Annotated in this window: 15 protein-coding genes, 1 tRNA gene, 1 pseudogene and 1 riboswitch; of the genes and pseudogenes, 3 read left to right on the top strand and 14 right to left on the bottom strand. The window is 28.3% G+C overall.

The window, feature by feature from the left end:
- Positions 1-111 precede the first annotated feature (111 nt).
- Both CNEONATNEC86_RS09030 and CNEONATNEC86_RS09025 read left to right on the top strand, forming a co-directional pair.
- On the top strand, positions 112-816 hold the full coding sequence (locus tag CNEONATNEC86_RS09030; RefSeq protein ID WP_125148404.1) for a DUF6873 family GME fold protein: 705 nt from the start codon (positions 112-114) through the stop codon (positions 814-816).
- Between the two features lie 173 nt (positions 817-989).
- Positions 990-1,064, top strand: a tRNA-Cys gene (locus CNEONATNEC86_RS09025).
- Positions 1,065-1,160: 96 nt separating this feature from the next.
- Here the strand turns inward: CNEONATNEC86_RS09025 and CNEONATNEC86_RS09020 are convergent.
- From CNEONATNEC86_RS09020 to CNEONATNEC86_RS09005, 4 genes and pseudogenes are all read right to left on the bottom strand, one after another.
- On the bottom strand, positions 1,161-1,526 hold the full coding sequence (locus tag CNEONATNEC86_RS09020; RefSeq protein ID WP_058294907.1) for a response regulator: 366 nt from the start codon (positions 1,524-1,526) through the stop codon (positions 1,161-1,163).
- An 81-nt stretch (positions 1,527-1,607) separates the two neighbouring features.
- A riboswitch (cyclic di-GMP riboswitch) is annotated at positions 1,608-1,689 on the bottom strand.
- Positions 1,690-1,951: 262 nt separating this feature from the next.
- Positions 1,952-3,166, bottom strand: coding sequence for an aspartate aminotransferase family protein (locus tag CNEONATNEC86_RS09015; RefSeq protein WP_159135849.1), 1,215 nt, complete (start codon positions 3,164-3,166; stop codon positions 1,952-1,954).
- Positions 3,167-3,224: 58 nt separating this feature from the next.
- A pseudogene (locus CNEONATNEC86_RS09010) lies at positions 3,225-4,359 on the bottom strand (iron-containing alcohol dehydrogenase).
- 30 nt (positions 4,360-4,389) lie between these two features.
- On the bottom strand, positions 4,390-5,751 hold the full coding sequence (locus CNEONATNEC86_RS09005; protein ID WP_058294904.1) for an aspartate aminotransferase family protein: 1,362 nt from the start codon (positions 5,749-5,751) through the stop codon (positions 4,390-4,392).
- A 264-nt stretch (positions 5,752-6,015) separates the two neighbouring features.
- On the opposite strand from CNEONATNEC86_RS09005, the gene CNEONATNEC86_RS09000 reads away from it, so the two are divergent.
- Positions 6,016-7,191, top strand: coding sequence for a PucR family transcriptional regulator (locus CNEONATNEC86_RS09000; RefSeq protein ID WP_125148407.1), 1,176 nt, complete (start codon positions 6,016-6,018; stop codon positions 7,189-7,191).
- A 773-nt stretch (positions 7,192-7,964) separates the two neighbouring features.
- On the opposite strand, the gene CNEONATNEC86_RS08995 is transcribed toward CNEONATNEC86_RS09000, so the two are convergent.
- The 10 genes from CNEONATNEC86_RS08995 to hisS form a co-directional block, all read right to left on the bottom strand.
- Complete coding sequence (locus CNEONATNEC86_RS08995; RefSeq protein WP_058294901.1) at positions 7,965-8,447, bottom strand: cupin domain-containing protein; 483 nt, start codon at positions 8,445-8,447, stop codon at positions 7,965-7,967.
- Positions 8,448-8,459: 12 nt separating this feature from the next.
- On the bottom strand, positions 8,460-8,828 hold the full coding sequence (locus tag CNEONATNEC86_RS08990) for a nuclear transport factor 2 family protein (RefSeq protein ID WP_058296894.1): 369 nt from the start codon (positions 8,826-8,828) through the stop codon (positions 8,460-8,462).
- A gap of 60 nt (positions 8,829-8,888) precedes the next feature.
- On the bottom strand, positions 8,889-9,794 hold the full coding sequence (locus tag CNEONATNEC86_RS08985; RefSeq protein WP_058296893.1) for an MBL fold metallo-hydrolase: 906 nt from the start codon (positions 9,792-9,794) through the stop codon (positions 8,889-8,891).
- A 111-nt stretch (positions 9,795-9,905) separates the two neighbouring features.
- Positions 9,906-10,100, bottom strand: a complete 195-nt coding sequence (locus CNEONATNEC86_RS21525) for a GNAT family N-acetyltransferase (RefSeq protein WP_230132314.1) — start codon at positions 10,098-10,100, stop codon at positions 9,906-9,908.
- On the bottom strand, positions 10,075-10,365 hold the full coding sequence (locus CNEONATNEC86_RS21520) for a hypothetical protein (protein ID WP_230132313.1): 291 nt from the start codon (positions 10,363-10,365) through the stop codon (positions 10,075-10,077). Before CNEONATNEC86_RS21520 ends, CNEONATNEC86_RS21525 begins: the two co-directional genes overlap by 26 nt.
- A gap of 52 nt (positions 10,366-10,417) precedes the next feature.
- Positions 10,418-11,023 carry a class I SAM-dependent methyltransferase gene (locus CNEONATNEC86_RS08975; protein WP_058294900.1) on the bottom strand — a complete coding sequence of 202 codons (606 nt, stop codon included), beginning with the start codon at positions 11,021-11,023 and terminating at the stop codon, positions 10,418-10,420.
- Between the two features lie 77 nt (positions 11,024-11,100).
- Entirely contained in the window at positions 11,101-11,643 is a 543-nt protein-coding gene (locus CNEONATNEC86_RS08970; RefSeq protein WP_058294899.1) for an NUDIX hydrolase, read from the bottom strand.
- A 216-nt stretch (positions 11,644-11,859) separates the two neighbouring features.
- Positions 11,860-12,474 (bottom strand): class I SAM-dependent methyltransferase, encoded by a 615-nt coding sequence (locus CNEONATNEC86_RS08965; RefSeq protein ID WP_058294898.1) that lies wholly within the window; start codon positions 12,472-12,474, stop codon positions 11,860-11,862.
- Positions 12,475-12,502: 28 nt separating this feature from the next.
- A complete protein-coding gene (locus CNEONATNEC86_RS08960) occupies positions 12,503-12,697 on the bottom strand; it encodes an ABC transporter ATP-binding protein/permease (RefSeq protein WP_058294897.1) in 195 nt (64 codons plus the stop codon).
- A 271-nt stretch (positions 12,698-12,968) separates the two neighbouring features.
- Positions 12,969-14,264 (bottom strand): histidine--tRNA ligase, encoded by a 1,296-nt coding sequence (gene hisS, locus CNEONATNEC86_RS08955; RefSeq protein WP_058294896.1) that lies wholly within the window; start codon positions 14,262-14,264, stop codon positions 12,969-12,971.
- Positions 14,265-14,496: the final 232 nt, after the last annotated feature.

Below are 14,496 nucleotides of genomic sequence, written 5' to 3'. Positions count from 1 at the left end.
TTTTCCTATAATGTTTAGATATAAATTAAATTTATTGACACCATGTTATATATAGAATAAAAATATAATTGTAGCAACATTCTAATAAAATAAATCTTAAGGAGTTTTTCAATGTATTGTTTTGTTGATTATAGAATTAGTAAAGAAGAATTATTGAATCTTTCTGCTTTAAACCTTAATGTTATATCGGTACCACAATGTGATCTTGTATATAAAGCAATTAATGGTCATCCAGATATTCAAATGAATATTTTAAAAAATGATAGTGAACATAAAGTAATAATCCATAATAAAATCCATAATAATTTTAAAAATTTTCTACTTGATAACAACATAAAATATATTGTTTCAAAAAATACTTTGTCTAATACATATCCTGGAGATATTTTTTTAAATGCATTTATAACCGATAAATATTTCATACACAATACAAAATATACTGATGAAAATCTACTTGGTTCTCAAACTTATAAAATTGTTATTTCTGTGCCTCAAGGTTATACCAAGTGTTCTATACTGCCGGTGAGAGAAAATTCATTGATAACTAGTGATAAAGGAATTTTTAACGTATTAAAAAATTATGATTTTGATATATTATTGGTACCTCCTGGTGATATACTACTTCCATCTTTAAATTATGGATTTATAGGTGGCGTTGGTGGAATGATTTCAAATAACAAGATGGCTTTCTTTGGTGATTTATCATATTACAAGTACGGAAATAAAATAAAAGAGTTTCTTTTTAAATATGACATTGAGCCAATTTATCTTAGAAAAGGTAAATTAATAGACAGGGGCAGTCTGCTTACTCTTTAGTCATGTCCATATATAATATGATTTGTGTTTCTGTATGTTACTTTTAAAAATAAAATCTGCATAAGTCCTATTTTTCTAGGCTTATGCAGATTTTATTTTTAAATGAGATTTTTTAGTAACATTTTTTCTCAATTTAGCTATATTATTAATATAAGATATTTAATTAAGATTAAGGCACTATAGCCAAGTGGTAAGGCAGAGGTCTGCAAAACCTTTATTCCTCAGTTCAAATCTGGGTGGTGCCTCCATAAAAAGCCCGTAGACTTGAGAATTCTCTCGCCTACGAGCTTTTTCCTTTTGGTTTTAAAACATATTTATTTTAGATTTTTTAGGTTAATACATCATTAATCTCCGATTGTTCTTCTTACCGCTTCTACTACTCTTTCATTTTTAAAAGGTTTAACTATAAAGTCTTTGGCTCCTGCTTTTATTGCACTAACTACAACGTTTTCCTGTCCCATTGCAGAACACATGATTACATTGGCATCAACATCACTTTCAAGAATCCCAATAAGTGCATTAACTCCATCCATTTCCGGCATAGTTATATCCATCAAAGTTAAATCTGGACTTAACTGATTATATTTTTCTATGGCCACTTTTCCATTTTCAGCTTCTCCAACTACCTCATAACCGTTTTCTGTCAAAATTTCTCTAAGCATCTTTCTCATAAATATAGTATCATCACATATCAAAATTTTTTTACTCATTTTTTCCTCCTATTTATAAATAGACAAAGGCATTAAAAAAGAGCTTTATTGCATTTTTTAAATGAAATAGCCCCTTATGTAAAATGCAACTGGCTGCCATCCATTAGGAAAAGGCCCTTTAGCTTTGCGTCACAGCTTTTCAACTGCTTTGCCCTATTAAATTATTTTTTATACTTTTAGCTTGTACTAAATTCTATACTTATATTATCATTAAAGGCTTTAATTTTCAATCATTAATTTTCATTTCTTCAAAATTTTCACATAAATTCACGTTTTCGTCCAATATTTCTCATGTTTTTAATTCATTATTAAAAACATCACATTATTTCTTCGATTATAAACATAAGCTTAACTACTACTCATCTTCAAATATTAATATTCAAAAAGCCTATTGAGATACTCAACAGGCTTTTAATTAATGCAGATTATTTAACAACGTCATCTACTGATTCCTTTATTATTTCAAAAGCTTTATCACAATCCTCTTCATTTAATATTAGCGGTGGAACCATACGAATTGTATTTCCTCCAATAGCTGTAATTAAAAGCTTTCTATCAAAACATGCATGCTTAACATCTACAGCAATATTTTGGTCAAATTCAACCCCAACTAATAATCCTTTTCCACGCACTTCTACTATATGTGGTAACTCTTTTAACTTAGCTTTAAGATATTCTCCCATCTTTTCAGCATTTCCTGCTAAGTCTTTATCAATTAATTCATTAATTTGTGCATATGAAGCAGCACAACATACTGGATTTCCTCCATAAGTTGTTCCATGAGATCCAAGTGTAAATGCTTTAGACACTTTTTCAGTTGCACATATTGCTGCTATTGGCATTCCGCCTCCCATAGCTTTCGCCATTGACACAATATCCGGTTTTACATTGTAATGCATGTACGCCATAGTTTTACCGGTTCTGCACCATCCTGTTTGAACTTCATCCAATAATAGTAGCATTCCTTTTTCATCGCAGAGTTTTCTAAGCCCTTGCATAAATTCTTGTGTTGCTGGATGTACTCCACCTTCTCCCTGTATTGGTTCAATCATTATAGCTATTGTATTTTCCGTACATGCATCTTTAAATGCTTGCAAATTATTATATTCAGCATAAGTAAATCCAGGTACCATTGGCTTAAATCCAATTTGACATCCATTATCAGGTTGTCCTGTTGCTGACATAGATCCATATGTTCTTCCGTGGAAACCATTTTTAGCTGTTACAATATTATATTTGTTTGGTCCATATTCATCCACTCCATATTTTCTTGCCATTTTTATCATTGCTTCATTTGCTTCTGTCCCTGTACTTTGATAAAAAATTTTATCCATCCCTATTGTCTCACAAATTAATTTTGCAAGTAATGCTTGAGGAATTGTATATGGATAATTAAATGTATGGATTATATCTTCTACCTGATCCTTAATAGCGGCTACTACTTTTTCATTACAATTCCCTGCACTATTAACTGCAATACCACCATAAAAATCTAAATATCCATCACCTCCTTCATCATACAAGTACATATCTTTTGCAGTTTCTGCTACAAAATCAAATCTTTCGTAAGTATCAATCATATATTTGCTTACTAATCCTTTTAATTCTTCTTTTGATAGTTTTACATCTTTTAATTTCATGATAAATTCACCTTACTCGTAATTTATTTAATTCAAATTAAATTCTGATACTACTTTATTAAAGTGCTTTTCTATATATTCTTTTAATATCTTCTAATTCAAATTTCACAGGATGAATATTCATACTTCCTTGAGATACCTTTAAGCAATTTTCTGACATCCAATCTATATCTTCTTCTTTTATCCCCTGCTCTTTAAGTGTTGTCTCTAAATCTATATCTTTTAATAATTTTCTTATTGACTTTACACAGTCATTTTCATCAGCTCCACCCAATAATTTTGATATTACAGCAAATTTTTCAGGCGCTACACATATTGATTCCTCATAGATAACAGGTGTCAATGCTGCGAGGCCTCTTCCATGTACAATATCTCTTAATCCACTTGCAGGATGTTCCATGCCATGTGATGCTGTTACCCCAGCAGTATTGATTACCATTCCACCTAATGTGCTTGCCCATGTTATCGCATCAAATGCTTCCATATCTTCTGGATTTTTATAAGCTCTAACTAAATTTTTTCCTATTAATTCAATTCCCTGTAGTGCCATCATTGTAGTAATTGGCTGGGCATTTTTAGATATATATGCCTCCATATTGTGACAAAGAAAGTGCATCAAACCCAACTGATGCTAAAATATGCTTTGGCATTGTAGTCATAAGCTCTGGATCTACTATGGATGCCTTTGCGATTATAGCATTACATCTTAAAGATTTTTTATCATTATTCTCAGGATTTGTTAATACTGCAAATCCATTTCCTTCACTTCCTGTTCCACAAGTTGTAGGAACTAATATTATAGGAAGTGCTTTGTCACTTAATTTTTTTCCATATATATAATCTGAAACATCTCCTTCATTTAATGTAACAAAAGCAATTGTCTTTGCAGCATCCATTATGCTTCCACCACCAAGGCCAACAATAACATCACACCTCTCTTCTTTTGCAATATCTGCTCCTTTGTAGACAGTAGTCGTTAACGGGTTTTGCTCTACTTTATCAAAAATCACAGCTTTAATTTTATTTTTTTCAAGTAAAGATACAGCTTTATCTAACAGACCAGTTTTCTTTGTGCTGCTTTTTCCTGTAACAATTAATGCTTTCTTACCATACTTAGCAGTCTCAACTCCTAATTCTTCAACTCGTCCTCTTCCAAATATAATATTTACTGGTAAATTGTAATTAAATCTCATCAAAATTCATCTCCATATTTATTTTTGATCTTAATTTTTGCTACTGAACTTTTCTATAGCTCTTTCAAAAATCTTAAGGCCTTCTTCTAATTGTTCATCCGTCATTACAAGAGGCGCTAAAAATCGTATTACTTGTCCACAAGTTCCTGAGTTTTCTAACATAAGTCCATTTTGAACTGCCTCTTCTATTATTTCTGAAACAATTGCTGTATTTGGATTTTTAGATTCTTTATCTGTAACAAATTCCATTCCAATCATTCCTCCAAGACCTCTTACATCACCTATTACATCATATTTTTCCATCCATTCTCTATATCTCTTTTGAACCTTCTCACCTATTTCTAAAGAACGTTTTGCAAAATTATCTCTTTCCATTATTTCTATAGTTTTAATTGCTGCTGCACATGCTAATGGATTACCACAATAAGTTCCTCCAATGGTTCCTCCAAGAACACTTTCCATTATTTCTTCTCTTGCTACAATTGCACTAAGTGGAAGTCCTGCACCAATAGATTTTGCAGTAGCTAAAATATCTGGCATAACTCCTTCTTCTTTCCAATATTCACTTGCAAACATTCTTCCTGTACGGCAAAATCCGCTTTGTACTTCATCTGCAATCAACAATATTCCATTATCATCACATATTTTACGTACAGCTTTAACCCATTCTATTGGTGCAGGAATAAATCCTCCTTCACCTTGTACAGGCTCAACAACAATTGCTGCTATATACTCAGCAGATGAACATTCTTCAAATACTTTATATATAGAATTTATATAATACTCTATAGCTTCATTATCACTCATTCCCTTTGGCTTTCTATAAAGATAGGGAAATTCCGCCCTATATACTCCTTCTGGAAATGGTCCAAGTCCTTTTGCATATGCTTTTTTAGATGTCATTGCCATAGTTAAATTAGTTCTTCCATGAAATGCTCCTGAAAAACAAATTATATTAGGTCTTTTAGTAAATGCTTTTGCCACCTTTATTGCATTTTCATCTGCTTCTGCACCACTATTTGCAAAATATGTTTTCTTTTTATCACCTTTAACAGGAACAATTTCATTTAACTTTTCAGCTAATTTCACATATCCTTCATGAGTAACTATATTAAACATCCCATGAAAATATTTTTCTGATTGTTTTTTTACTTCCTCAATAATTTCAGGATGGCCGAATCCCACATTTAGTACCCCAACTCCACCGATCCAATCTAAAAATTTATTTCCATCTACATCTTCAATCACAGCCCCTTCTCCACGTTCAATGACAACAGGATACACGCATTTTATGGCACTTGGTACAGCTTCTTTACGTCGTTCTATAATTTTCTTAGCTTTTGGTCCAGGTAAACTTTCACTTATTATTTTTGGTAAATCATTTTTTAACATTTATAACATCCCCTTGTTCATAATTTCATTAATTATTAAATTATTTCTTAAATAATGGTATAAAAATAAAGGCATTCTTATATCCACTCTAGAACGCCTTTGTCCAAAATTATTTTATTTTTATTACCACAATATAGTATTTATTGTTATAATAATCTTAGCACTAACATTATCAACTCTCTATGTTATATAGCATAAATATTTTTATATTTTTAGTGCTATAAGCACAAATATACTTATTATTATTTTTTAGGAGAATGCATTATGTCAATTACATTAAAAAGTTTATATTATGAAACAAAAAATAAATATAAATTAAAATTGATTGCTGGAGAAAGTGGAATTGACAATGTAGTCAGCTGGTTTCATTTTATGGAAGATGAATCTACAATAAATTTCATACGCGGAAATGAACTGATTGTAACTACTGGACTTGGCTCAAAAAATAATGACTGGCTTGATAATTTAATTAAAGGTTTGATAAAGAATCATGTATGTGGATTAATAATAAATATAGGGCAGTATATAAAGACAATTCCTGATCATACAATATCCTATTGTAATGAAAATAATTTTCCTCTTTTTATAATGCCTTGGGAAATTCATTTAGTGGATATAATGCAGGATTACTGCAATAAAATCATCAATGCAAAGCAAACTGCCTCCAACATATCTAGTGCATTTTTTAATGCTATTTATTATCCTGACAATATAAACTTGTTCAAACCACCTCTTAAACAGGAGGGTTATGATCTTAATGGATTATTTACAATAATATCATTAGAATTAGAAAGTTCAATTTATTCAAAAACTTCTGAGATATCACTTAAATATTTTATAATAAACATTGAAAAAATACTTAATTCATTTTCTTTTAAATATAGTATTTTATTAAATGACCAAGATTTAACTATTATAATTAACAACTCATCTGCTACAGACATTCCACAATGCCTTAATGTTTTATTTAATGAATACTTAAAAAATCAAAAATCTTTTAATAATATGGGTGTTAGCTTATCCTCTAAAGGTATAGACACATTACCCAAAAGTTTTAAAGAAGCTAAATGTGCTAGATATATTGCAATCAAAGATAATAAATGCATCGTTTACTATAATGATATTGGATTATATAAACTTCTTTTTAATATTAATAATAAGGAAATATTAGTTGATTTATATAATGAGTATCTTGGAAAACTTAAAGAATATGATTTAATTCATAAAACTGATTATTTGAACATATTAAAGCTGTACATAAATAATAATTCCAGCATACAGGCTGTTTCAGAAAAAACTTTTACTCATAGAAATACAATTAACTATAGAATAAAAAAGATCAAAGAAATATTAAACACCGATCTAAATAATCCAAAAGATAAGTTCAATTATATGCTGGCATTTTACATAGAAGAAATGTTAGATTTGAACGTAACATAAATAAAGGATGTAGAATCATGGTTTAGTGGATAACAACCGAAATTCAATATATGATATGCTCGATTGCGTAAATATTTCAGCCAAAAATTCTAATGAAAGAGGTTGCGTCCAAAATAGTTTGCTCCAACAACAAGTGTTGGACAAACAATTTTGGAACAGCCTCTTTCAAAGAATTTAAAGGCTAAAATATTTAATGCAATACTACGCATATTCATATATTGAATTTCTTTGTTTTTCTCTAAAATCATAGACATCTAATTTATTTTAGTTATAATTTATGTGGCTACTTATAAAATCCAAGTATTCCCCAATATATAAGAAAAGTTCCGAATTACAGCATAGCTGCTCTTTGGCATATAATGATGAATAGGTTTCCTTATAAGTACACATTCGTAAGGATTTATATTCTGATATTTATAAATCTATATCTTTTAAAAAATGGTAAAATATTAACTTTTTAAATCTTTAATATCTATAAATAACTAATCCTTAATTTAAAAATGTATTTATGTATAGCAACAATAATACCACTACTCTGAATTTAGATTAAACAAAGAAATAAAGCATTTGTGTGGGCGGTGTCTTGCATCAAAAAATGAAGCTTTAAAATTTTTCATCAATGATTGTTCCAAAATTGTTTGTCCGATCTTGCATCGGAGCAAACGTTTTTGGATACAATCGTTGATGCTTAAATTTTTAGCTTCATTTTTGCAGCAAGCGAGCCCACATAAATGCTTTATTTCGGTTGTTATCCACTAAACTTTGTACGTCCCTTATTTATATTCACCATCATAGTAATCTGCAATTTCATTATTTTTATAAATTCTATTTTCCTTACCTTTTATAGCTACTCCAATCTTATTAGAATTTGGATAACCTATAATATCTGGTGAATTATTTGTATCACATTCAAAGTAAACAAGCATATCTGTATATGACGAATTAAATAATCTATGTGATGTATTTTCTGATGCAGGACATATTATAGTATCTCCTGTTGAAACTTTTTTCTTGCCTTCTGGAGTATCTAAAATCCCCTCTCCACTTATTATATAAAAAATTTCTTCATTATTTACATGATAATGATATGGATAATTTGCTTTTTGAGGTGGTATCTCATATATGTTTACAAGGCATCTGTTATCACTATTCTGCTGTGTTATTTCATATTTATAATATTCATAAGGATCATGTTCAGATTTGTGTTTTACTTTAATGTCACTTTTATTTACTACAGTAACTTTTCCATTATCCATTGAAACTCTCCCTTATTTTCTAGTATTTGTTCCTTGATGAAAAATCATTTTCCATTTTCCATCATATAATTTCCATATAGAACTTCTAATCGAAGATCTTTTGTTTTCGTCTTTTTCATTAAGTTTTATAACTTTGTATAATGCCAATACATAATTACCACTTAACTCTTTAATTTCAAAGTCTAATATCTCCCAATTATTTTCTATCTCATCATCTTTTTCTTGAAATATGTCACCATTCTTATAGTGATATATGCTTCCACTGCTACAAAATTCAATAAAATCATCTGATAGTATTTCATTTATTTTCTGTGATGATTTTCTTACCTCTGATTTCAACAAATCTTTTTCTAATTGGAGTATTCTTTCTATAAGTTTCATACCTCTCACCTTATTTATCTCTTTTCATATACATTTCTAATTAGCTTAATTACTTTTTATTTAAATTTCATCACACTTAGAATATTTAAGAAAGCCATCTTCCATGCTAACCGCTATTCTTCCAGTTTCATTTAAATATTCAACATATGATCTAAGCATTCGTTCCAAAGTTGAATATTTATATTGTGTTTTTACTGGAATATTAAATTCTTTTATTACTTCTTTTAGTATTTCTTCCATGGTCATTTTCCCATTAATAATTTCATATATTTTGTATGCTCTTTTCTTATAAAATTCTATATTATCATCTATAAGTTTGGTAATTTCATTATCTTTATAGATTCCCTTATGGGCAACAACATAGTTAGCGCATTTTAAATCATAAAGTTTTACCTTACTTTTCAAATCTTCCCTAAGAATAAATGCATATGGCATTTTAGCACCTTTCATAACTTCATAACTTATAAGAGCATCCCCTAAATAAGCAACATCATCTGGAGTAACAATACATATATGTGCTGGACTATGTCCCGGAGTATGTATAATTTTAAATTTAATTCCACATACATATATTTTGCTTGTATCATCTGAAATCATAATGTCAGTCTCACAAGCCATATGTCCAAAATGCTTGGTCACTTCACTTAAGGTCTGGCTGCTATAATAAACTTTTAAATTTACAGTTGAGCTACAAACAAGAGCTTCATATGATGACATAGCAATAATTGAATTATATTTTCCCTTTAAATATGTATTGTTTCCTATATGATCTATGTGAGCATGGCTGCATAATATACCGACAACTTTAAAATTATTTTCTTTTAAAAGCTTATCAATGCCCTCTCTTTCCTTTATCCATCCAGAGTCTAATAAAATTATTTCTTCATCATTAATTTTATAAAAAGGTATATATGTCATTCCTGTATCTATACAAAATGTGTTTCCTTTAATCTTCTTTATTTTCATACACATATTTTAGTTAAATTCTTAATAATAACTAAACATTCACTTCCTTTTTAATCCGTATAAAATGGGGTATAACCGCAAGTATTTTAGAATTATACTTAGATTTATATATTATTGCATTTCATTTAAAACTTTCTCAAAACAAACTGCCTGTAACATTTCTTTATATTTTCCATAATTATCTATAATTTTATATCTATTGCTTAAATAAAATCTTATGGCATTGTTATTGCATTTTCTTGTTTCTAAAATCACCTTTAAGTACCCAAACTCTTTTGCCCTATTTTCTAACTGTAATAAAATCATCTTTCCTATTCCACGATTTTTTTTCTGATGCATACATTCTTTTAATTTCTGCAACATCATCTGTTATTTCTCTAAATGCACCACATCCAACTGCTTTATTATCATCTCTTGCAATAACAAATATTGATCTCGTGTTTAACATATCATTATAATCAAAGCTGCCTTTTCCACTATTGCCTGTAATTTTTTCTAAAGTACATGATAGCTCCTCTATGAGCTTTATACCGTCTTGCAAATTAATACGTTCTTCTTTTATAGATATCATACCAATTTCCTTTCAATACTTTCCATAAATACTCTAGCAGTAATTATTTTTATTACTTCTTTTGTGCAATATAATCAATATAGCCTTGTCTTATTTTTTTACCTTCATATATTCTCTCAAATAATCTAACTTCCTTATAAATGATCTCCATATCTTCAAAGTATGTATCACACTCATTTATACCAAAATATGAATGCATTACATCCTCCCCATATTCTCTTTGAATATATTCATCATCATTTAGCTTAACACCTTGTCCATACCTTTCATCTTCTTTAGATAGAAAGCTTACAAAACATAAACCTTCACTCTTCAGTACTCTCTTAAATTCATTTATAGTATTTTTTACATCCTCTTTTGACATATGAAATATTGTCCCATAAGAATAAATAAAAGGTATTTCATTATTTTTAAATGGAAGATTTTTAATATCTCCTTGTCTAATATTTAAATTCATATTATGTTCTTTTTCAAAAGCTTTTGAAAGTTCTATTTGTTTTTCACTTAATTCAATTCCATAAGTCTCATAGCCTTCACTATAAAATAACCCTAGTGGCGGCATATTTCCTCCTGCTCCACAATCCAATATTTTCTTTTCCATATTACTTTTATTGCAGTATTCTAAAAACTTATATAATTGTGTTTGCCTATATATCATAAATTAGTCTCCTTCTGTCTTAATATTATAATATAAGTATTCTTTTATATAAATATTTGCTTTTAAGCGAACTTTTCTTAATCAAGCAATTTTTCTAACTCTTCTAAATAAATGCAATGTTTTATCGTATTATTTTTCACCGCCTTTATGCACTCTTCATAATCCATCCAAATTACCTCTTCAACTTCTTCCTTCTGAAGATTTAACTTTTCTATATCAATATCGTTTCTCTTCATCTTATAAACTCTTGTTACCTGATTATCTTTAAATAATTTTCCATGAAAAATATCACTATATGATATTCTTCTTATCAAGCGTAATTCTAATTCTTCTGAAGATGCATCTATTCCCAACTCTTCTTTAAGTTCTCTAAGTGCCGAATCCAAATATCCACATCCTGCTGGAATGTGACCTGCTGATGATATGTCATAACATCCTGGATTAGAATCCTTACTCTCACTGCGTTTTTGCAGCAACACATCTAATCCACCTTTATTATTATCCCTAACAATCCATACATGTGAGGTTCTATGTAAATCCCCATCTTCATGCACCTTTGTCCTTTCCTTTACAGTCCCTGTAGGTTCTCCATTTTCATCAACAATATCAAACATTTCCATTAATAATTCCTCCAAAGTATTATCTTTCTAATTTATCGTACTTTTCAAATATGCTATTATACATGAATTCAATTATTATTTTCTCAAAAATGCAGCTCATTAATTCTATATTAAATCCAAAAGTTACGGTTCAAAATAAAACATAACTTTTGGGCTTATTATTTTTATCTTCCCGGCCAAATAATTTAAACTCACCTGCAATAGGAATCAAAACAGTTATCTCTTCATTCCTATCACTAAAAACAATGAATAATCCAATACTCCATCTTTCATATCTTTCTTTCCTTCATATGCAGTTTCAAAGAATACATTTTTAAAATTATACTTTTCCATCAAAGCTTTTAATTCATCACGGTCAAATCCATTATGTCCATGAAAGTCTTTTTCTTCTGCATGAAATCTTCCATCATCTTTATCTAAATCAATAATAATTACAACTCCATTAGTTTTTAATAATTTATATATTTTCTTTAATTCATATTCAATATCATCAATATGATGAAAAACCATTGAACTATAAACAACATCAAACTTTTCATAAAATCTGCCAGAATATATTAAGTCTTTTTCAGATACCTCTATATTAGATATATTAAATTTTTTAATTTTATTTAATAAAATCTGCTGCATTTCTTTAGATATATCCATGCAATATATTTTATTAAATTTCTCAATTAAATTACATGAAATCAGGCCTGTTCCACATCCTATTTCTAAAGCAGTTAATCCCTTTGTATAATCAATCTTTTCAGAAATTACATCTGATAAAATTTTAGCTCGTTTTATTCTTGTCTCTGTATCCCATTTAGCTGCTTCTTCATCAAAATACATTTTTATAATACTCCCCTTTACCTGCTTACTATTCACTTTTCACATTTGAATAATATAGATCTTTAAAATATAAATTATTTTCTAATAAATCATAAAAAGTACCTTGTCCAATTATTTCCCCGTTTTTTAATGCTATAATTCTATCGAAGTTTTTAATCGAATCTAAATTATGCGCTATAACAATAATTGTTTTATCATTTAATAAATCCATAATAGAATTCATCACTTTTTCTGCTGAAAAATCTAATACAATTTTTTACTATATCTATTTTAACATTTTTTCATATTTTTATGGAATTTTTTTATTTATTGTAGAAGAAATCATATTTGTTTTCATCAATACGATTTCTTTAATTTTTCAGTAATTATTTATATAAGATCCAAATTCTTTTATTATCTTTAATCTATCTCCACTATATACTTAGTTAAATCTATAAAATCGAATCTATTAATTATAAATTTTAAATCAGCTAATATACATATTTTCTATATATCTATAGTTCATCATATGCGATTACAACATTATTCCCAGATTCCATATTTTTAATTTTTACTTCATTTCTTTTTACTTCATCTTCTCCAACAAGTATTACATATTTAACACCTATTTTATCTGCATAATTCATTTTTTTCTTTAATGTATCATCTTCAAAATATATAGATGCTCCATATCCTTTTTTCTCTAGCTTTTTCATTATTTTAGCACAGTAATTTATTGTATCTCCTATTGGCATAATTAAATAATCAAGGCTGCTTTCTAAATTATAATTATCAATAAATCCTATTTCCTTAAGAATAAAAAATAATCTTGTCATGCCTATAGAAATACCAACTCCAGGCAATATCTTATCTGTATAATTTCCTGCCAAGTTATCATATCTTCCTCCAGAGCATATAGATCCATATTTTTCATTGTCAGTTAATAATGTTTCAAAAACAGTTCCAGTGTAATAATCTAAACCTCTAATAATTTTTAAATTAATTGTAAATTTATCATCTTCTACATCTAAAGTATTCAGCATTTCTTTTACTTTTTTTAATTCAGAAATTCCATCTATAAAATAAGTATCTTTTATATTTAGATTTGAAAGCTTTTCTATTTTTTCATTATTGTCTCCATCAGTATCCAATATATTATTCAAGAATTCACTTTTCTTATCACCAATTAATTCTATTAATTCTTCTTCAAATTTTGATTTTCCTATTTTGTCGTATTTATCAATTAGTATCATAACTTCTAATTGGTTATCTATTTTTAGCTCATTAAAAATTCCCTTCAGTATTTTTCTATTGCTTATTTGGAATTTAAATTGTTCTAATTTTATTGCTTTAAATGCTTTATAAACTAAACTTATGACATATGCATCATTATATATACTTAACTTTCCGTTACCTATTATATCAACATCACATTGATAAAATTCTCTATACCTTCCTTTTTGATTTCTTTCACCTCTATATACCTTACCTAGTTGATACCTTTTAAAAGGAAATTGCAATCTATCGTAATATTGTGCTGTAAACCTTGCAAACGGAACAGTCAAATCAAATCTTAAAGTTAAATCGTTTTTTCCTTTTTGAAATCTATATACCTGTTTTTCTGTTTCTCCTCCTGATTTTGCAAGAAGTACTTCTGCTTTTTCTATTATCGGTGTATCCATTGGCAAACATCCATTTTTCTCATATACATCTAAAATCTTATTTACAATATCATTAAATTTTTGCTGTTCTTTTGGTAATAGCTCCATGAATCCTGGTAATATACTTGGCTTAATTAAATTTTTATTCATAATAATCTTCACTCCTAAATTAATATTATTTTTATATAACAAAAAACCATGCAGGCAAATACCCACATGGTTTAATAAATTATGACTATACTTAATTTATCATTCCTAGAGATACAAGCCCACGCTGATAGACTTGTATCTGCTTTACGCAAACCAAGTCTCTAGTAATGATGATGCATTAAATTTGAGTTAATAATAAGTATATTCATAATAATCCTCCTCATTTTATATC

This window comes from Clostridium neonatale, assembly GCF_900465025.1.
Lineage (GTDB): Bacteria > Bacillota > Clostridia > Clostridiales > Clostridiaceae > Clostridium > Clostridium neonatale.
The sequence above is the reverse complement of the archived record's forward strand: the minus strand, read 5'-3'. Positions and strand labels throughout refer to the sequence as shown.

Coding starts and splice junctions, on each gene's coding strand:
- CNEONATNEC86_RS08975 (WP_058294900.1), bottom strand. CDS start 11,023: ATGATATATAGGCAAACACAATTATATAAGTTTTTAGAATACTGCAAT.
- CNEONATNEC86_RS09015 (WP_159135849.1), bottom strand. CDS start 3,166: ATGAAATTAAAAGATGTAAAACTATCAAAAGAAGAATTAAAAGGATTA.
- CNEONATNEC86_RS09005 (WP_058294904.1), bottom strand. CDS start 5,751: ATGTTAAAAAATGATTTACCAAAAATAATAAGTGAAAGTTTACCTGGA.
- CNEONATNEC86_RS09000 (WP_125148407.1), top strand. CDS start 6,016: ATGTCAATTACATTAAAAAGTTTATATTATGAAACAAAAAATAAATAT.
- CNEONATNEC86_RS09020 (WP_058294907.1), bottom strand. CDS start 1,526: ATGAGTAAAAAAATTTTGATATGTGATGATACTATATTTATGAGAAAG.
- CNEONATNEC86_RS09030 (WP_125148404.1), top strand. CDS start 112: ATGTATTGTTTTGTTGATTATAGAATTAGTAAAGAAGAATTATTGAAT.
- CNEONATNEC86_RS08970 (WP_058294899.1), bottom strand. CDS start 11,643: ATGGAAATGTTTGATATTGTTGATGAAAATGGAGAACCTACAGGGACT.
- CNEONATNEC86_RS08985 (WP_058296893.1), bottom strand. CDS start 9,794: ATGAAAATAAAGAAGATTAAAGGAAACACATTTTGTATAGATACAGGA.
- CNEONATNEC86_RS08990 (WP_058296894.1), bottom strand. CDS start 8,828: ATGAAACTTATAGAAAGAATACTCCAATTAGAAAAAGATTTGTTGAAA.
- CNEONATNEC86_RS21520 (WP_230132313.1), bottom strand. CDS start 10,365: ATGATATCTATAAAAGAAGAACGTATTAATTTGCAAGACGGTATAAAG.
- hisS (WP_058294896.1), bottom strand. CDS start 14,264: ATGAATAAAAATTTAATTAAGCCAAGTATATTACCAGGATTCATGGAG.
- CNEONATNEC86_RS08965 (WP_058294898.1), bottom strand. CDS start 12,474: ATGTATTTTGATGAAGAAGCAGCTAAATGGGATACAGAGACAAGAATA.
- CNEONATNEC86_RS08960 (WP_058294897.1), bottom strand. CDS start 12,697: ATGAATTCTATTATGGATTTATTAAATGATAAAACAATTATTGTTATA.
- CNEONATNEC86_RS21525 (WP_230132314.1), bottom strand. CDS start 10,100: ATGATTTTATTACAGTTAGAAAATAGGGCAAAAGAGTTTGGGTACTTA.
- CNEONATNEC86_RS08995 (WP_058294901.1), bottom strand. CDS start 8,447: ATGGATAATGGAAAAGTTACTGTAGTAAATAAAAGTGACATTAAAGTA.